This is a genomic window from Streptomyces liliiviolaceus, from assembly GCF_018070025.1.
Lineage (GTDB): Bacteria > Actinomycetota > Actinomycetes > Streptomycetales > Streptomycetaceae > Streptomyces > Streptomyces liliiviolaceus.
In genome coordinates, this window is sequence record NZ_JAGPYQ010000001.1 from 4,716,693 (window position 1) to 4,734,426 (window position 17,734).

The following is a 17,734-nucleotide window of genomic DNA, read 5'->3' on the forward strand; positions in this document are numbered from 1 at the left end:
GCTCAAAAACCTGTCTGCTCGATGCAGCAATCAGCTGCCCTGCAGGTCCTGCTGGAAGCGGTCGCGGATGGCTTCCGGGGTGAGGGCGTTGGTTGCCCGCGGTGGGATCGCGCCCGTGCGCGGCAGGGTTCGCACGCTGATCAGGTGCGGCCCGGAGGCGGCCTTGGCCCTCAGGACCGCGTTGCGCAGGGCGTCTTCGTTGTCGCAGCCCTCCGCGGTGCGGTAGCCGGCTGCGAGGGCCGCGGCCGGGAACGAGGTGTTGCCCGAGGTGGTCGACTGGCCGCCGGTGGACTCGTGGATCTGGTTGTCGAGGATCACGTGGATCAGGTTGGCGGGTGCCTCGTGTCCGATCATCGACAGGGCGCCGAGGTGCATCAGCGCGGCGCCGTCGCCGTCCAGGACGACGACGGTGCGTTCGGGGTGGGCCAGCGCGACGCCCAGGCCGAGCGACGAGGCGTGGCCCATGGAGCCCTGCATGTAGAAGTTTCCGGGGCGGTCGGCGACGGCGAAGACGTCGCGGCCGGTGAAGCCGGTGGTGGCGATGACGGATGCGTCGGGGCAGGTGTCGGTCACCACGCGGATCGCGGTGCTGCTGGCCAGGCCCGTGGGCGTCTCGGTCTCTTGGGCGGCCGCCTTGCCGATGGCTCCGCGTTCGACAAGGACGAAGGGGGCCCGCCGGTCGGCCAGGTCCTTGTCCGCGGCGTCGAGGATCTCGGTGAACCGCTCGATGCCGTCCGCGGCGTGCAGCGTGTAGTGCGGGCTGCCGACGCTGTCGAGGATGCCGTGCGTCGACGGGCCCATCACGGCGTGCTGCGGCTCGTCGCTGGCCGGGTCGGGCCAGCCGCGCAGGCTGGCGAAGGTGAGGATGGGCAGTTGGTAGGTCATCACCAGTGAGGTGAGCGGGTTGATGAGGTTGCCCAGTCCGGAGTTCTGCAGCATGACGTAGGCGCGCTGCCCGCCCAGGGCGGCGCCTGCCGCGACCGCCAGGGCGTTGCCCTCGTTGGGGGCGGGGACGTAGCGGCCGGGCTGGGTGCTGAGGTGGGCGATGGGGCCGCCGAAGTGGGAGCAGGGCACACCGCTGGCGGTGGTGAAGCCTCGGTCGGCGAGGATGTCGCAGAAGTCTTCAGCGGAGATCATGGGCGGGGCAGCTCCGTTTCCGTGGCGGGTGTCGCGGCGGCCTGGGGTGTGGCCGCCGGTTCGTCGGTGGACGCTGCCTGGCGGCTGCGGCGCCTCATCTTGATGCCCTCGATGATGATCGGGATACCGGAGATCAGGACGATGCCGATGACCATGCCTTCGATGTTGTCGCGGACGAAGGCGATCTGGCCGAGGTAGTAGCCGACCAGGGTGAGGCTGACGGACCACAGGACGGCACCGATGACGTTGAACAGGAAGAACGTCCGGTAGGTCATGCGGCCGACGCCTGCGGTGATGGGGATGAAGGTGCGGAACACCGGGATGAAGCGGGCCATCACCAGGGCTTTGGGGCCGTGCTTGAGCATGAATTCCTGCGCGCGTTCGGCGCTCTCCTGCTTGAAGAAGCGGGAGTTGGGCCGCCTGAACAGTGCGGGGCCTATCTTGCGGCCGAAGGCATAGCCGAACTGGTCGCCCAGGACGGCGGCGACGGCGATGGCGAGCATGACCACCCATAGGGGCTGGTGAAGGATCTGGTCGTTGGCGACCAGGAGGCCTGCGGTGAACAGCAGTGAGTCGCCGGGCAGGAAGAAGCAGACGATCAGGCCCGACTCCGCGAAGACGGTGGCCATGATGCCCAGCAGGCCGAAGGTGGAGATGAGTTGTTCGGCATCGAGTAAGGGTGAGGCAGCGAGGTTCAGCATGGCCGGAGGTCCCTGGGTGGTGAGGCGGGAAATGGAAGATCCGGGAGCCGGCCCGTATGGGGGCCGGCTCCCGGAAGCGCGGGCTATTGGGCCCAGTGGGGTCGGTGGTCGATGCGTACGACGGCGCAGGTGATGGAGACTCCGCCGCCGTGGGCGACGATGAGGACGTGGTCGCCTGGCCCGACCTGGCTGGTGGCGACGAGGTGGTCGAGGCCGACGATCTGGTCGTTGACCGTCAGGTGGCCGAGGTTGCGGCCGAAGTCGAGCAGTCCCAGGTCGGTTGAGAGGCCCATCGGGTCGAGGATGACCTTGAGGTAGCTCTCCTGGCCGGTGAAGACGTGGGCGACGCGGGTGACGTCCGCCGGTTCGAGGCCGGCTTCGGCCAGGGTGCGCAGGGCTATCTCGGTCCGCAGTTCGCCCTGGCGGCGTACGACTTCGGCGACGGTCTCCTCCAGACCACCGGCGGCAGCCAGACGTTCCTTGAAGTCCATGCTGCGTCCGACCGTCAACGACGGGGGGAAGAGCGGCTCGGCGCCCCGGTACTGCTCCTCGACCTCGGCGGTGGAGCCGGTGTTGATGGACAGCAGGCTGGCGAAGCCGTCGGTCTTGGACAGCAGGACGGCGCTGCCGGCGTCGCCCAGCACGCCGTTCTGGATGCCGAAGGCCCACCGGTTGAAGTTCGGGGTGCCGACGTTGTCGGCACCGGTGAGCAGGGCGGTGGTGCGCTCGGGGACGGCCTGGAGGTAGCAGGCGGCCAGTTCCAGCGAGCCGATCAGGCCGCTGCAGGCCTGCCAGACGCGGAAGGAGGGCACGTCGCGGTCGGTGATGTGGCGCAGGATGTAGTGCTGCGGCGACCAGCCTTCTGGGCCCTGCTCGTGGCCGCAGGCGTGGATGTGCATGTCGATGTCGTGCGGGTGAGTCTGGGAGCGTTCCATGGCCTGGCGGGCTGCGGCGACGGCCATGTCGGGTGCGGGCATGTCGTCGGCGACGGCCGCGCCGGTCCAGCCGTACCACTCGTAGTCGTCGGCGTCGTACAGGCCGAGTGCGACGGCCTTTTGGGCGTCGACGATCTCGGGGATGTAGGTGCCGAGACCGGCTATGCGGATGTCTGTGGTCTTCACGGGTGGCTCGATCCTCGTCTGTCGCTCGGTCAGGCCGAGGCGTTGGCTGAGTTGAGTTCGGCGGTCAGCGCCTGGACGACCGTGGTGATCGTGCCGTCCTTCAACAGCTGCACCATCGGCAGCTTCACCTGGTACTCCCGCTCGATGCGGTTACGCAGCTCCACCGCCATCAGCGAATCCATACCGAGCCGGTTCAACGGTCGGCTGACGTTGAGGCGCTCCGCTCGCAGCCCCATCACGACCGCCACCGCTTCCTTCACGAAGGCCAGCACCGTGTCGTCGGTGCCGTTGACCGGTACCGCGTCGTCCTCGACCGACTGCGCCTGCAGTTCCGGCTTCGGCTGCGGAGCGGCGGTCTTCTCGGGCTGGACCGGGACCGGGGATACGGCTGCCGGTGCGGGCACACGGGGAGCTGCCGGGGCAGGCGCGGCGGGGGTTGTCGGGGCAGGCGCTGTCTCGGGCTGGGAGGCCGAGGGGTTGGCGGAGTTGAGTTCGGCGGCCAGGGCCTGGACGACCGTGGTGATCGTGCCGTCCTTCAACAGCTGCACCATCGGCAGCTTCACCTGATATTCGCGCTGGATGCGGTTGCGCAGCTCCACCGCCATCAGCGAATCCATACCGAGCCGGTTCAACGGTCGGCTGATGTTGAGTCGCTCGGGCTTCAGACCCATCACCACGGCCACTTCCCGCTTGACCGACTCCAGCAGTTCCGTGCTCGGCGCGACAGCTGCGGGTGTCTGCCCGGTGTCGGCCGACCGGGGGGCGGGGATGCGGGCCTTCTTCGGCGTCGCCGCGGCGGGTGCGGGCTTCGACGCGGGCTTGCTCGGGGCGGGTGTCTCTACCGCGACGGGTGCGGGCACCGCCGGGGCCGGGGCTGCGATGACCGGTGCCGGGTCGGCCGGGCCGGACGCGGCCGGGCGGCTCGTGGCGGTGAGGTGCTGCAGCAGCGGCACGGTGGCCGCCGTCGGGTAGGCGCGTGCCCAGGCGGGCCAGTCGGCGCGCAGGACGGCGGTGTGCAGGCGCCCTTCGGCGAGGATGCCACCCAGGACGGCGAAGCCGTCGTCGGGGCTGAAGGAGGACATTCCCTGGGGCAGGAGGGTGCGGTCTTCCTGCTGTTCCTTGCGGGCCACCATGCCCACGCTGTCCCAGAAGCCCCAGTTGATGACGGTGGCCGGTCGGCCGTGTGCGTCGCGGTGGTGGGCCAGGGCGTCGAGGAAGGCGTTGCCAGCCGCGTAGCCGCCGAGCATGGGCGAGCTGAGGATCGCTGAGCCGGAGGAGAAGAGTACGAACGCGTCGACTTCCTGGTCGTGCAGGAGGCGGTGCAGGTTCCAGGCTCCGGAGACCTTGGCCGCCAGGACCGTGTCGAGGTCGGCGGGGGTCATGTCGCTGAGCGGGGCGTAGTCGATGACGCCCGCCGCGTGGAAGACGCCGCGGACGGGCGGCAGGCCCTGGCGGTGGCGGCCGGTCAGCAACCCCTGCATGGCGTGGTGGTCGGCGACGTCGGCGGCCTCGTACTGCACGCTGACGCCGCGCTCGGCGAGTTCGTCGAGGACGGCGAGCGCAGCGGCGTGCGGGTGGTCGGCGGGCAGCGGGGTCCCGGTAGCGGGCAGGGGGCTGCGGCCGGTGAGCAGGAGGTGGCGGGCGCCCTGGTCGGCGAGCCACAGGGCGAGCCGGCCGCCGATACCGCCTGCTCCCCCGGTCACCAGGTAGGTGCCTTCGCCGTGGATGGCGACGGCCGGTGTACGGGCTGCCGACGGCGCGTTGACGGCGGCGTGGTGGCTGAACGACAGGACGATCTTGCCGGTGTGGCGGGACTGGGCCATGAGCCGGAACGCGTCAGCGGCCTGGTCGGCGGGGAATTCCGTGTGCGGCAGGGGCTGCAGGTCGCCGCGTTCGACCAGGGCGGCTGCGGCGCGCAGGATGCGTCCGGCACGCTCCGGCGCGTTCTGGATCATGTGGACGACGTCGACGGCATGGAAGGACAGGTTGCGGGCGAACGCGCCCAGGGGCAGCGGGTTGTCGTCGAGGATGTCGCGCTTGCTCAGTTCGAGGTAGTGCCCGTAGGGCGCCATCAGGGAGAGGTTGGCCGGGATGGCCTCGCCCGCCAGGGTGTTGAGGATGACGTCGAAGCCGTTCTCGCCGACGGCTGGGCGGAAGGTGTCGGCGAAGTCCAGGCTGCGGGAGTCGGCGACGCGGTCGACGCCGAGCTTGGCGAGGAGTTGGCGCTTGGCGTCGCTTCCGGCGGTGGCGTAGATCCGGGCGCCCTTCCAGCGGGCGACGTTAAGGGCGGCAAGTCCGGTGCCGCCGGTGGCGGAGTGGATGAGGATCTTGTCGCCGCGGTCGATACGGGCGAGGTCGTGCAGCGCGTGGTAAGCGGTCAGGTAGGAGGCGGGCAGCGTCGCGGCCTGCGCTGAGGTGAGGCGGGCCGGTTTGGGAGCGGTCAGGCAGGCCCGCGTGACGACTTCGCTGGCCAGGGAGCCGTCGGCGAAGGCGATGACCTCGTCGCCGATGGCGACGTCGGTGACGCGGCTGCCGGTCTCGGTGACGGTGCCCGCGCACTCCCAGCCGAGGGTCGGCGGCTGGTCGTCCTGTCCTGGGTACATGCCCAGGGTCAGCAGGACGTCGCGGTAGTTGACTCCGGCGTGGGCGACCTGGATGCGGACGTCGTCGGGTCCGAGGGGCCGGTGCGCGGCGGGCTGGAGACCAAGGTCGTCCAGGACGCCGGGGGTGGGCAGTGACAGGTTCCGCGGTCCGTCGGCGGCGGCGGGGGCCGGGCGCAGGCGGGCGGCGAGACGCTGGCCGTCGCGCAGTGCCGTCTGGTCTTCCGTGTCGGGCTTCTGCAGCAGGTCGGCCAGGGCGGGGATGCTGTCCGGGGACCGGTCGAGGTCGACCAGGCGGGGGCTGAGAGCCGGGGTCTCGGCGGCGAGGGTGCGGCCCAGGCCCCACAGGGGTGCCTGGAAGGGGTTGCGGACCGTGTCGGCGGGGCTGGTGGACTGGGCGAGCTGGGTGATCAGCCAGAGCGGCGGGTGGCCGAGGGAGTGCTTGTCCAGGGCCCTCATCAGGTGCAGGACGCTGTGGCCGGTGAGGAGTTGGGTGCGGCCGATCTCGGTGGCGGTGGCGTCGAGGCCGACCTGCGCGTCGAGCGCCCACAGGTGGATGACGCCGCGGCAGGTGCCCTCACGGGCGATGTCGGCCAGGGTGTCGACGTAGTGGTCGGGGTTGGCGGGGTCGAGGCGGTAGCGCTCGCCCGCTCCGGCCATACGGCCGGCCGCTGCGGTGATGGCGATGACGCGCTCGCCGCGCCAGGTCAGTTCACGGATGAGGGAACGGCCGGTGGGGCCGCTGTCGGTCAGCACCAGCCAGAAGCCGTCCGGCTGCCGGGCGGTGGCCGAACCCTGGTGCGGGGCGGCTTCCCAGGTGAGGGTGTGCAGCCAGGACTCCTGTCCGACGGAGGCGAGTACGGGCGGGACGGCTTCGGTGGCGGTCACAGTGGTGTCCTCGTGGTGCGGTGTCAGCGGTGCGGGGGCGTGGCCGGCCAGGTATTGCAGGCGCAGGCCGCGCATCTGGGCCAGCAGCCCGCCGTCGTCGTCGCGGATGTCGATGTCGGCGCTGAAGGAGTCTTCGCGGGGGGCGGGCAGCAGGCGGGCGTGGCTGTGCATGGAGGCGGTCGGCCGGCCGAAGAAGCGGACTTCGTCGATGCCTCCGAGGACGAAGACGCCTTCCTCGCCGGGGGCGGTCAGCGGCCGGGCGGCGGCCATGGAGTGGCCGCTGGCGTCGAGAAGGGCGGGGTGGAAGTGGTGCTGTTCCAGGCCCTCGCGCAGCTCGGCGGGGCAGATCAGGTGGGCGAGGACTTCCCCGTCGGTACGCCACAGTTCGGCCACGCCCTGGAAGGCGCCGTTCCACTGGTTGCCGCGTGCGGCGTTCCAGGGGTAGAAGTCGGCGGCGTCCTGGTGCTCGCCGCACCGGCCGCGGATGGCGTCCAGGGGTTCGGCTCCGGCCGCGGCCTGCGCGGTGAGGTGGCGGGCGGTGGCCTCGGTGTGCAGCGTCCAGTCGACGCTGTCGGTGTCGGCGTCCCGGCTGTAGATGGAGCAGTGCAGGCTGCCGTCGGCGGCGGGGGTGGCGACGACGACCCGTACCTGGGGCGGCGGTGCGGACTCTTCCAGGAACAGGGCACGGTGGTAGTGCACGTCGGCCAGTGACAGCGCGCCGTCGCCGAGCACGATGCGCGAGGCTGCGCCGACGAGTTCGAGGTGGGCGGTGCCGGGCAGGATGATCGTGTCCTGGATGCGGTGGTCCCGCAGATAGGCGTTGCGCGTCAGGTCCAGGGGACCCTGCCAGATCCGGGTGGTGCCCTCGCCTGCGAGCTCCGTGCCCAGCAGCGGATGCGATGCGGCGGCAGCGGTCGAAGGGCGCGGAGTCGCCGCGTCGGCCAGGGTAGGAGCGGACGGTTCGGCAGCGTTGGGGGCGGGGTCGATCCAGTGCCGGGTGCGCTGCCACGGGTAGGTCGGCAGGGGCACGTAGGAGCCGGGTCCCGTCAGGGCGTCGAAGGTGAGCGGCACGCCCGCGGTGTGCAGCAGGGCGGCGAAGGTGAGCAGGCAGCCGCGTTCGTCGTCCTGGCGGCGCAGGCTGCCGACGGCCGTCACTTCCTGGCCGTCCGCGCGTCCGGTCTCCCGGATGCCGTTGACCAGCAGGGGGTGTGGGCTGACTTCGATGAATACGGTGTCGCCGAGGGCGAGTTGCCCGCGGACGGCGCCGACGAAGTCGACGGGCTGGCGGATGTTGCGTACCCAGTAGTCGGCGTTCATGGCCGACCCGTCGATGACTTCGTTGAGCAGGGTGGAGTGCAGCGGGATGGTGCCCGGCCCGGGGGTCAGGTGTGCCAGTTCGGCCAGGAGGTCGTCGCGCAGGGCGTCCATCTGCGGGCAGTGGGAGGCGAAGTCCACGTTGACACGGCGGTTGGCGACCTCGCGGGTGTCGAGGTCGGCCAGCACCTTGGCGAGGGCGTCTCCGTCACCGGACAGCAGGGTGGAGGTGGGGCTGTTGATCGCCGCGACGGCGACCTTGTCCTCGTAGCCGGCCAGCGCGCGGGCGGCATCCTCGGCGGGCAGCCCGACCCAAGCCATGGTGCCGCGTCCGGAGAGCCTCTTGGCGAGGCGGCTGCGGCGGCAGATGACGGCGGCGGCATCGGTGAGGCTGAGGGATCCGGCGATGTAGGCCGCGGCGGACTCGCCCATGCTGTGGCCGATGACCACGTCGGGCTCGACGCCCCAGGAACGCCACAGCTGGGCGAGGGCGATCTCCATGGCCCACAGGGTGGGCTGGATGACGTCGAGTTCCTTGAAGCGGCCCTCGTCACCGAAGCGCAGGAGGTCGATGACCGACCAGCCGGTCTCGGTGCGGATGGCGGCGTCGCACTCCCACATCACGTCGTGGAAGACGGGCTCGGTGTTGAGGAGTTGGCGTCCCATGCCGACCCACTGCGAGCCCTGCCCGGGGAAGACGAACGCGATCCTGGGCGGGCTGGTGGGGTCGGTGTAGTCGCTGTAGGACAGGCCGGGTTCGTCCTGCCCGTCGGCGAAGGCGCGCAGGGCGTCGGCTGCTTCGCTGTGATTGTCGACGGGGACGGCCAGGCGTGCGTCGTGCAGGGTGCGGCGCAGTGCTGCGGAGTGGCTGATGTCGCGCAGGCTCTGGGCGGCTCCGTCGCCGGTGAGGTGGTCCGCCATGCGGCGGGCGGCGTCGACGAGGGCCTCGGGGCTCAGTGCGGACAGAGTCAGCAGTTCGGTGCGAGCCGGCTCCTGGTCGTGCGGGGCTTCGGTCTGGGGTACGGGGGCTGCTTCGAGGACCAGGTGGGCGTTGGTTCCGGAGAAGCCGAAGCTGCTGACCGCGGCGACGTGCGGGCGGTCTCGGTCGGGCAGCGCGGTGGCCTGCGTGGGGATCTGCAGCGGCAGTTCGTCCCAGGCCACGGCCGGGTTGGGGTTGTTCAGGTGCAGGTTGGGCGGCACGGTGCCGTGTTCCAGGCACAGGATTGCCTTGATGAGTCCGGCGATGCCGGCGGCGGCCTCGGCGTGACCGATGTTGGTCTTGATGGAGCCGACCAGGCAGCGCTCGTCGCCGGCGCGGGGGCCGATCACGTCGGCGAGGGCCTGCAGCTCTACAGGGTCGCCGACGCTGGTGCCGGTGCCGTGGGCCTCGATGTAGTCGACGTCGGCGGGGTCGATGCCGGCGTTGGCGTAGGCGCGTACGAGCACGTCGCGCTGGCCTTCGACGGCGGGGGTGACGAGGTAGCCGGAGCTCTGGCCGTCGTTGCCGATGGCGGAGCCGCGGATGACGGCGCGGATGCGGTCGCCGTCGGCGAGGGCAGCCTTCAGCGGCTTGAGGATGACGGCGCCGATGCCGTCGCTGCGGACGAATCCGTCACCGGAGGCGTCGCCGAACTTGCAGCGTCCGTCGCTGGCGAGCATCCCCGCGCCGGAGTAGACGACGCCTTCTTCCGGGAGCAGGACGATGTTCACGCCACCGGCGATCGCCAGGTGGCATTCGCCCAGGCGCAGGGCCTGTACGGCGTTGTGCACGGCGACCAGGGCGGAGGAGCAGGCGGTGTCGACGGTGAAGCTGGGTCCGCGCAGGTCGAAGGCGTAGGACAGGCGGCCGGAGGTGATGGCGCGGGAGGCGGCGCCGGTCATCGCGTACAGGTCGAGTTGGTCACGCCGGTCGTACTGCAAGTGCCAGTAGTCGCCGCCGAGTTGTCCGATGAAGACTCCCGCGTCGGAGCCCGCGAGGCGGGCGGCGGACTGTCCGGCGTCTTCGAGTGCTTCGTAGGCGGTTTCCAGCAGCAGCCGCTGCTGGGGGTCCATGCGGTCGGCCTCGCGGGGAGAGACTCCGAAGAACTCCGCGTCGAAGGCGTCGATGTCACGCAGGAGGCCGCCCCACCGGCTGACGGTGCGCCCGGGCGTACGGGGGGCGGGATCGTAGACCGCGTCGATGTCGTAGCGCTCTGAGGGTATTTCGGTGATGGCGTCGCGGCCCTCCAGGAGCATCTTCCACAGTTCCTGAGGGCTGGTGGCGTCGGCGAACCGGCCGGCCATGCCGATGATGGCGATCGGTTCGCTGACAGGGTCTGCGGCAGGTGTGGGGTCGTGCGGCATGGGTGTCCTTCCGGGCATGGCGAAGCCGTTCACTGGAACGCAGCACGTGTGAGACCCATTGCGTGCACGCGGCGAGCTGACGGCAGTGCCGGCTCGGTGGCGGGCGTGCACGCGAATGGTGTTCGAAGGTGGCGGGAGAGTCGGCTCCGTCTACGAGGACGGTGGCGCGGCGCATGGCGAGTGCGTCGTGCGGTCGATGAGCCGTGGCGGCTTGTCGGCGAAGCCACCGGTCTTCCAACGTTGTTGCGGCACAGGGCAGTTGCCCGTTGCCGAACGCCCCCGTTGTTTCGACATGTATCGAGATTGGCTTGTGAAAGCATACTTCGCAACGCGCGACTCGGTGACGCTAGTCACACGCCGTAGATCTCTGGGTTCAGGTTGACATCCATCGAATCAGGAAAGATCCTGGAGTCTTGATTCGTCATTTGTCTATATAGGCGTCGGTGATCAACCCGCCGCGACAGCGGCGAACGGGCCGCCGCCAACGCCACGCAGAGACCCTCGACAGGAGTCGATCTCGTTGAGCGAACAGACCACCAGCTCGGGCCCGGGCCAGACCGGTCAGAACGCCGGGGCCGAGACCGGCGGCGCCTGCTGTGCGGGCATCGCCGATCTGCGTCGGCGAGCCGAACAGGCCGCAGCACTCCGCGCCGAGCAGACCGCTTCCGGCGCGGACGGCACCACACCGTCTCCCGCACCCTCCGGCGCCGCGTGATGCCGCCGACCGCCTTAGTCCCCGCGTCTGAAAGGACACGACACCGTGGTTGACCACAGCCTCGACCAGTTCCCCGTCGCCGTGATCGGAGCGGGCCCGATCGGCCTGGCCGCCGCCGCGCACCTGGCCGAACGCAACGTCCCCTTCGTAGTGCTGGAAGCCGGAGACACCGCGGCGGCAGCAGTACGGTCCTGGTCCAACGTCCAGCTGTTCAGCCCCTGGGAATACAACACCGACCCGGCCGCCCGGCGCCTGCTGGCCGAGGCCGGCTGGCAGGAGCCGGACGCCTCGGAGCTGCCGACCGGCGGAGACCTGGTCAAGCAGTACCTGCAGCCGCTGGCCGAACTGCCCGCCCTGGCCCCGCACATCCGCTACGGCGCGACCGTCACCGCTCTGAGCCGGCTGGGCATCGACCGGCTGCGCACCGCCGGCCGCGAGCAGGCTCCCTTCGTCGTCCGCCTCGCCGACGGCGAGGAACTGCTGGCCCGTACGGTCATCGACGCCTCCGGCACCTGGCGCCAGCCCAACGCCGTCGGCGCCAACGGACTGCCCGCCCACGGCGAGCAGGACGCGGCCGCGTGGATCACCCACGGACTGCCCGACGTGTTCGGCGCGGACCGCGATCAGCACGCCGGGCACCACACCGTCGTCGTCGGCGCCGGGCACTCGGCGGCCAACACCCTGCTGGCTCTGGCCGAGTTGGCGGACGCGGCGCCGGGTACCTCCATCACCTGGGCCATCCGCAGCGCCGATCCGTCCGCCTCGTTCGGCGGCGGCAGCGACGACGAGCTGCCCGCGCGCGGCGCGCTCGGTTCGGGACTGAAGATGCTGGTGGACACCGGCCGCGTCACCCTGGCGGCGAACTTCCGCACCCACAGCATCCGCCGCACGGGCGACAACCAGGTCGAGCTGATCTCCACCCAGGGCGGCGAACAGAGCATCACGGCCGACCGGATCGTGGCAGCCACCGGCTTCCGCCCGGACTACGGCATCAGCGACGAACTGCGCCTGGAACTGGACCCGATCATGTCCGCGCCCCGTGCGCTGGCCCCGCTGATCGACCCCAACCAGCACTCCTGCGGCACCGTCACCCCGCACGGCTACCGCGAACTGGCCCACCCCGAGCCGGGCTACTACATCGTCGGCATGAAGAGCTACGGCCGCGCCCCCACCTTCCTCATGCTCACAGGCTACGAGCAGGTGCGTTCCATCGCCGCGGCACTGGCGGGAGACCTGGAGTCCGCCCAGTCGGTGGAACTGCAGCTGCCGGAGACCGGGGTGTGCTCGGTGACGGCCGGCGGCGAGGCGATCGCCCTGCGGCTGGGCCTGAGCAAGGAAGAGCACGAGCAGCTCCTGCACGTCACCGCCAAGTACCTGGGCACCTCGGCCACCGCGGCGGACGCGGTCCTGTCCGCGGCCACCGAACTCGGCATCGATCACACCGCAGCACTCCAGCTGGCGGCCTACGCCGCCGACCAGTTCGACGCGCCCGGCGCCACCGGCTGCTGACAGCACGCCCCGGGGCCGTCTGCTCCCTCACGCCAACAAGCGCGAAGGAACAGACGGCCCCGGGGCCGTTCGCCAGGAGACGCGACCCGTCAGGAGACGCGGTGCACCTTGTGCTGGGCCGCCTGCGCCCGCGGGCGCACCACCAGCAGGTCTATGTTGACGTGCGAGGGCCGGGTCACCGCAAAGGCCACCACATCGGCGACGTCCCCGGCGACCAGCGGGAAGGGCACCCCCGCATAGACGGCATCGGCCTTCTCGCTGCTGCCGCGGTAGCGGTTGCGGGAGAACTCCTCGGTGTGCACCATGCCGGGTGCGATCTCAATGACCCGCAACGGCTGACCGCACGCCTCCAGGCGCAGTGTCTCCGCCAGCACGTGGGCTCCGTGCTTGGCGGCGCTGTAACCGCCGCCGCCCTCGTAATTGGTGAAGGAGGCGGTGGAGGTCAGCACGACGACCACGCCGTCGCCGCTGGCGACCAGCAGGGGCAGCAGCGACTGGGTCATGTGGAGAGCGCCGACGACGTTCACGTCGTACATGCGCTGCCAGTCGGCCGGATCGGCCTGGGCGATCTCCTCGGTCCCGTACGCGCCGCCCGCGATGTTGACCAGCACGTCGCAGGATTCGAGCTGTCCGGCGAACGCGGTCACGGCCTCGCGGTCGGTCACGTCGAGCGGATGGACCTTCGCCGTCCCGCCGTCGGAGTGCACCTGCTTGGCAACGGCTTCCAGCCGGTCCGCTCTGCGCGCCGTGAGCACCACGGTGTAGCCCTGGCGGGCCAGTTCCCGCGCGGTGGCCGCGCCGATGCCGCTGCTTGCTCCGGTGATCACAGCCGTACGCGACTGAGTGGGCTCTGCCATCAAACGGTCCCCCACACCCTTGATTAGACGGTTATCTAAACAGGTGATCTTGGCATCCTGTTGAACGAGTGTCAACATAGACGCATGTCGAAGCTTCAGGAGAAGGTGGCCGCGCTCCCGGCCGAGCGGTGCTGCCCAGCCCTGACCGAGAGGGAACTCACGGCGGAAGAGGCCGAACTCACCGCCGCCATGTTCAAAGCCCTGGGCGACCCGGTGCGGCTGCGCCTGTTCTCCAAGGTGGCTTCGCACCCGGACAGTGAGGCCTGCGTCTGCGACATCGCCGACGTCGGCGTCTCGCAGCCGACCGTCTCCCACCACCTGAAGAAGCTCAAGGAGGCAGGCCTGCTGACCTCCGAGCGGCGCGGAACGTGGGTCTACTACCGGGTCGAGCCGTCGGTGCTGGCCGCCATGGGGCATCTGCTGACGCCGACGCCTGCGTCCGCCCAGGTGGCCTGACTCTCCTCACCCGCCACCCCGGCAGTACCTGCAACCTCGGCGACCGGTGCCGCGCCTCGCAGACCCTTTCGCCGACGATCCGGCGCGTCATCCGCCGCGACTGTGCAATAGTTCGACAGCAGGCGCTGGGCGACTTGCCCTTCCAGTCGGGTCGAAGGTTTACCGTCGGCCGTATGGCGACCTACCGCATCTCGCAGCTGGCCGAGCGCTCCGGTGTACCAGCGACGACGCTTCGCTACTACGAGGGCGCCGGTCTGCTGTCTGCAGATCGGACTCCGGCCGGCTACCGGGTGTACGGCGAGGCGGCGGTCGAGCGGCTGGGGTTCATCGGTGCGGCCAAGCACCTGGGGCTGCGGCTGGAGGAGATCGTCGAGCTGCTCGCGGTATGGGAGGCCGGTACCTGCAGTGAGGTGAAGGCCGATCTGCGACCGCGTATCTGTGCACGTCTGACCGACACCGAGGCCCGTGCCGCCGAGCTGGCCACGTTCACCGCCTCACTGCACACGGCCCTGGAACGCTTGGACGCACTGCCCGACCGCGCGAGCCCCTGTGATCCGCAATGCGGCTTCCTCTCGCCCGTGGCGTCCGGCAGCAGCCGTCCACCGGTGGATGTAGTGCTCTCTCCCAGTCGTCAGGCTGCCGAGTCCGAGGCTTGGCGCACGGCGCCGGTGGCCTGTTCCCTGACCGGCGAGGGCCTGGCCGAACGGACCGTGCAGTGGCGCGTGGCGGTCGACGGTGCCGTGCGGGCCGCGGTGCCGGACGGGCTGCGGTGCCGGACGGGCTGCGGCTGACGTTGCCCGTCGAGCGGACCTCGCGGATCGCGGAACTGGCCGCGGCCGAGCAGCAGTGCTGCGCGTTCTTCGACTTCCGTCTCCACCTCGACGGCCCTCAGCTGCACCTGGAGGTCCGTGCGTCCGCCGAGGGGACAGGCCTGCTCAACGACCTGTTCGGCACGGCCACCTGACGGCGCTGCCTCTGCCAGGTCCTGTTCGTTTCCCCTGCTCCGGAAAGTCTCCGCCGTGCTCGTCGCCCGTTCCATCGCCCTGTTCGTCGTCGCCGCGCTGTTCGAGATCGGAGGCGCCTGGCTTATCTGGCAGGGCATCCGCGAGCACAAGGGCTGGATCTGGATCGGGGCCGGCGTCATCGCGCTCGGCCTGTACGGGGTGGTGGCCACCTTCCAGTCCGATGACAACTTCGGCCGGCTACTCGCCGCGTACGGTGGCATCTTCGTCGCCGGTTCGATCGCCTGGGGCATGGCCGCCGACGGCTACCGCCCCGACCGCTTCGACATCATCGGCGCACTGGTCTGCCTCGCCGGGATGGCGGTCATCATGTACTCCCCGCGCGGGCAGTGACTCGCCGGGCGTCTCAGGCCGGGGCTGCGTACAGCGCGCCTAGGGCAGCGGTGAGAGTGCCGGGTGTGAACGATCGCGAAATGGGCTCTGGCCGCGATTTCGTGATGACAGCGATCATGGCGGGAGTCCCGACCGCCTGAGGGTCAGCGCCTGATCCTGGGGCGGCCGCTCTCCAATGCGTTCCGTGCCGCCTCCATGAAGGCGTAGCGATATTCGCGCTTCGTGGGATTCTGTTCAGACGGAACGGTGTTGCGCATGTGGGTGTGTAGCACCTTGGTGTAGTCGTGGGCGGCCTGGGCTGTCTCGTGCGCACAGGTCAACTCGACGGCTTTCTTCGCCAGCCACAGGCCGTGGAGCTTCTCGTCTGCAGGGTCCGTAGAAGTCGGGAGGCCAAGTCCTCGGCGGTCCAGTATCAGCTCGATGCGTTGCGCGGCAGCGAGCAATCCTAAGATGGCTTCCTTGCACTCAGTGCGTGCCGCTTCCGTGCGCTGCCGCCGATCACGTTGCACCTCGACACGCGTCGCCAGGTACTGCCCTACAAGGGTCCCGGCAGTCCCGAGCAGAACACCGATCAGGGCGAGAACTGTGCCTTCTGTAACTCCATCCATGACATACAGCCTGGTAGACGGCTGCTGTGCCACGGCGGGTTTTTTGAAAAGCCAGCCTCTGCTCAGGCTCAAGCTCAAGGGTCATGGTTGGGTGAGGATGCGGGTGCGGAAGAGTTCGAACGAGGCTCTGCCGTACATAGCCGGCTTGAGTGTCTTCACGCGGTTCACGTGTCCTTCGACGGCTCCGGAGCTCCAGGGCAGGGCCAGGCTGGCGGTCACTGCGTCGAGGTCCTGGCGGAGGAAGCCGGCGAAGCCCTTCATAGGCTTCGGTGCGTCCTGCTCGGCCTGCCGGGTCCACTCCAGGAGCAGGCATCCGCGCTGGTGACGGACCATGTCGGCGAACACCCGAGCGAGGTCGCAGAGCCGGGTGATGTCCGGGCAGGCGAGCCGGGCTTGAAAGAGCCGCTCGTCCTGGCTCTCGGTGAGCGTCTCCCAAGGCCGCATGATCCACGAGGTGATCTTCCGGGGGCTCGGGATATCGGCCCGGACCGGTTCAGCGGTGCCCGCGCGGAGGGCCGCGAGGTGTTTGCGGACGGCCTGGCGGCCGCCCCGATAGCCGCGGGCCCGGATCTCCAGGAAGAGCTGGGTGCCGCTGGCCTGGCCTTGGGCTTCGGTGAAGTGGGCGTTGAGGTATGCCTTGAACGGCTCCAGGACGCCGTTGGGGCGGCGTTCGCGAGCGGAGGCCAGCAGCTCGTCGAGACCGCAGACCCAGTCCACCTCCTCCGTTTCTTCCGCATCCACCCCGGTGTCGCGGTGAAGTAGGTGCAGACCGCGCACCCGGACAAGGCCCTTCCACCAATCCGCTGACCAGGCGACACCACCCGCCGCCTGCTCACGGCGGGAGGCGTCGATCACTTCCTCGACCTGGGTGCCTGCCGGAGCCGATGCTTACTCCCGCCCGATACCACCCTCCACCCCGGGGAACGCGGCCAAACCGAAGTTCTGGACAGGGTTCGAGGTTGTCCGTTGTCCGCGGAGCGGGAGCTCCTCGGTTCTGGTGCTGACCACTCTGCAGGCATCATCCTGAAGGAGCTGACCCAGGGCGTCGCCAGGAGGCACAAATGGACAGAGAGCTCGTCCATGCAGAACTGCGGCAGGCCAGTGCCACGTTCCACCAGCTTCTGGAGTCGGCCACGGCCGAGGACTTGCACCGCCAGAGCGAAGGAACTCGTTGGACCAACGAACAGTTGCTCTATCACATGGTGTTCGGCTACATGGTCGTGCGGGCCTTGCTGCCGATGGTGCGTCTGTTCGGCCGTCTACCGCCGGGCGCAAGTCGCGCGTGGGCACGCGTGCTGAACGCTGCCACCCGCCCCTTCGACGTGATCAACTACCTTGGTGCCGTGGGCGGTGCAAAGGTCTACGGTCATCGGCATATGGGAGCGAAGCTCGACCGGACCCTCGCCGCCCTGCACCGCCGTCTGGACGCCGAACCGGAGGGGCGGTTGGCCCGGACGATGGGATTTCCCAGGCAGTGGGATCCGTTCTTCAAGGACGTGATGACTCTCGAAGATGTGTACCGCTTCCCGACCCAGCACTTCGACTTCCATCGCGCCCAGCTCACCGTGAAGGCCCGGGGGTGACGTGCACGCCGTGCCCCGGTGACTACGGCAACTACCTTGCGCGTGCCTCGTTCCGAAGATCACCGAGGATGCGGCGGGTGCTGCCCATCTCACCTGGCTGAGCAGTCGTCCATGAGAGCGACGGCGCCGAGTGCACCAAGGGGCTTTCAAGACACACGCCCAGCTATCACTCATTTGATGAGTTTCGCCTGGTGAGGGCGCTAATACGCCTGTCGGGCCCCCTAGCGTTTCAATGTCACGATTCGTATTGCCGGGTGTCTGGACGGTGATGCGCATTTCGTGTTTCTGGCATGCGTCGAACAAGGAGGCGTAATGCCGATTGTTATCGCGGGTGTTGGCGCGACCACACCCGGCCAGGGGTGGAAGCCACACGCCCAGGGTGAGGGCATCTTCATCACCGTCGACACGACATCGGCCGGGTTCAACTAAACACTCAAGCTGCCTATCTACATCATCCCGCTCGGCGGTACGGCTACACGCTGAACCGTCACCGGCTCCTCCGCGATCTACCATCCATCGCTCACCCAGTTTCGAGGTGTGCCTCAAG

At 69.6% G+C, this 17,734-nt stretch carries 14 protein-coding genes; 7 read left to right on the forward strand and 7 right to left on the reverse strand.

Going from position 1 to position 17,734, the window contains the following annotated elements; genetic code table 11:
* Positions 1 to 30: 30 nt before the first annotated feature.
* From aepY to J8N05_RS20650, 4 genes are all read right to left on the reverse strand, one after another.
* Positions 31 to 1,137 carry a phosphonopyruvate decarboxylase gene (gene aepY / locus J8N05_RS20635; RefSeq protein WP_210884806.1) on the reverse strand — a complete coding sequence of 369 codons (1,107 nt, stop codon included), beginning with the start codon at positions 1,135 to 1,137 and terminating at the stop codon, positions 31 to 33.
* Complete coding sequence (locus J8N05_RS20640) at positions 1,134 to 1,838, reverse strand: DedA family protein (RefSeq protein ID WP_210884807.1); 705 nt, start codon at positions 1,836 to 1,838, stop codon at positions 1,134 to 1,136. Before J8N05_RS20640 ends, aepY begins: the two co-directional genes overlap by 4 nt.
* Positions 1,839 to 1,921: 83 nt before the next feature.
* Positions 1,922 to 2,959 (reverse strand): ketoacyl-ACP synthase III family protein, encoded by a 1,038-nt coding sequence (locus J8N05_RS20645; RefSeq protein ID WP_210884808.1) that lies wholly within the window; start codon positions 2,957 to 2,959, stop codon positions 1,922 to 1,924.
* Positions 2,960 to 2,988: 29 nt separating this feature from the next.
* Positions 2,989 to 10,104, reverse strand: coding sequence for a type I polyketide synthase (locus J8N05_RS20650; RefSeq protein ID WP_210884810.1), 7,116 nt, complete (start codon positions 10,102 to 10,104; stop codon positions 2,989 to 2,991).
* Positions 10,105 to 10,624: 520 nt separating this feature from the next.
* On the opposite strand from J8N05_RS20650, the gene J8N05_RS20655 reads away from it, so the two are divergent.
* Both J8N05_RS20655 and J8N05_RS20660 read left to right on the forward strand, forming a co-directional pair.
* Positions 10,625 to 10,819 (forward strand): hypothetical protein, encoded by a 195-nt coding sequence (locus J8N05_RS20655; protein WP_210884812.1) that lies wholly within the window; start codon positions 10,625 to 10,627, stop codon positions 10,817 to 10,819.
* A 45-nt stretch (positions 10,820 to 10,864) separates the two neighbouring features.
* The gene (locus J8N05_RS20660) at positions 10,865 to 12,328 is read left to right on the forward strand and encodes an FAD-dependent oxidoreductase (protein ID WP_210884813.1); all 1,464 of its coding nucleotides are present in this window, start codon (positions 10,865 to 10,867) and stop codon (positions 12,326 to 12,328) included.
* Positions 12,329 to 12,417: 89 nt separating this feature from the next.
* Here the strand turns inward: J8N05_RS20660 and J8N05_RS20665 are convergent, their stop codons facing one another.
* Entirely contained in the window at positions 12,418 to 13,185 is a 768-nt protein-coding gene (locus J8N05_RS20665; RefSeq protein WP_210884814.1) for an SDR family oxidoreductase, read from the reverse strand.
* An 84-nt stretch (positions 13,186 to 13,269) separates the two neighbouring features.
* On the opposite strand from J8N05_RS20665, the gene J8N05_RS20670 reads away from it, so the two are divergent.
* The 4 genes from J8N05_RS20670 to J8N05_RS20680 all read left to right on the forward strand — a co-directional run bounded on the left by J8N05_RS20670 (position 13,270) and on the right by J8N05_RS20680 (position 14,996).
* A complete protein-coding gene (locus J8N05_RS20670; RefSeq protein WP_107019784.1) occupies positions 13,270 to 13,641 on the forward strand; it encodes an ArsR/SmtB family transcription factor in 372 nt (123 codons plus the stop codon).
* A 173-nt stretch (positions 13,642 to 13,814) separates the two neighbouring features.
* Complete coding sequence (locus tag J8N05_RS20675) at positions 13,815 to 14,432, forward strand: MerR family transcriptional regulator (protein WP_247706367.1); 618 nt, start codon at positions 13,815 to 13,817, stop codon at positions 14,430 to 14,432.
* Positions 14,411 to 14,605, forward strand: a complete 195-nt coding sequence (locus J8N05_RS47505; RefSeq protein ID WP_247706368.1) for a hypothetical protein — start codon at positions 14,411 to 14,413, stop codon at positions 14,603 to 14,605. The genes J8N05_RS20675 and J8N05_RS47505 overlap by 22 nt, the downstream gene beginning before the upstream one ends.
* Before the next feature lie 55 nt (positions 14,606 to 14,660).
* A complete protein-coding gene (locus J8N05_RS20680) occupies positions 14,661 to 14,996 on the forward strand; it encodes a YnfA family protein (protein WP_210884815.1) in 336 nt (111 codons plus the stop codon).
* Positions 14,997 to 15,139: 143 nt separating this feature from the next.
* Here J8N05_RS20680 and J8N05_RS20685 read toward each other — a convergent pair whose 3' ends face one another.
* Both J8N05_RS20685 and J8N05_RS20690 read right to left on the reverse strand, forming a co-directional pair.
* Positions 15,140 to 15,637, reverse strand: a complete 498-nt coding sequence (locus J8N05_RS20685) for a hypothetical protein (RefSeq protein WP_210884816.1) — start codon at positions 15,635 to 15,637, stop codon at positions 15,140 to 15,142.
* A 48-nt stretch (positions 15,638 to 15,685) separates the two neighbouring features.
* Entirely contained in the window at positions 15,686 to 16,459 is a 774-nt protein-coding gene (locus J8N05_RS20690) for a transposase (RefSeq protein ID WP_210884817.1), read from the reverse strand.
* Positions 16,460 to 16,665: 206 nt separating this feature from the next.
* Between J8N05_RS20690 and J8N05_RS20695 the strand changes: the two genes are divergently transcribed.
* Positions 16,666 to 17,187: a DinB family protein gene (locus tag J8N05_RS20695; RefSeq protein ID WP_210884819.1), complete on the forward strand. Its 522-nt coding sequence runs from the start codon at positions 16,666 to 16,668 to the stop codon at positions 17,185 to 17,187.
* Positions 17,188 to 17,734 lie beyond the last annotated feature (547 nt).

Bases quoted from the DNA above. Each gene is read 5' to 3' on its own strand.
- J8N05_RS20650 (WP_210884810.1), bottom strand. From the start codon at position 10,104: ATGCCGCACGACCCCACACCTGCCGCAGACCCTGTCAGCGAACCGATC.
- J8N05_RS20640 (WP_210884807.1), bottom strand. From the start codon at position 1,838: ATGCTGAACCTCGCTGCCTCACCCTTACTCGATGCCGAACAACTCATC.
- J8N05_RS20670 (WP_107019784.1), top strand. From the start codon at position 13,270: ATGTCGAAGCTTCAGGAGAAGGTGGCCGCGCTCCCGGCCGAGCGGTGC.
- J8N05_RS20695 (WP_210884819.1), top strand. From the start codon at position 16,666: ATGGACAGAGAGCTCGTCCATGCAGAACTGCGGCAGGCCAGTGCCACG.
- J8N05_RS20665 (WP_210884814.1), bottom strand. From the start codon at position 13,185: ATGGCAGAGCCCACTCAGTCGCGTACGGCTGTGATCACCGGAGCAAGC.
- J8N05_RS20675 (WP_247706367.1), top strand. From the start codon at position 13,815: ATGGCGACCTACCGCATCTCGCAGCTGGCCGAGCGCTCCGGTGTACCA.
- aepY (WP_210884806.1), bottom strand. From the start codon at position 1,137: ATGATCTCCGCTGAAGACTTCTGCGACATCCTCGCCGACCGAGGCTTC.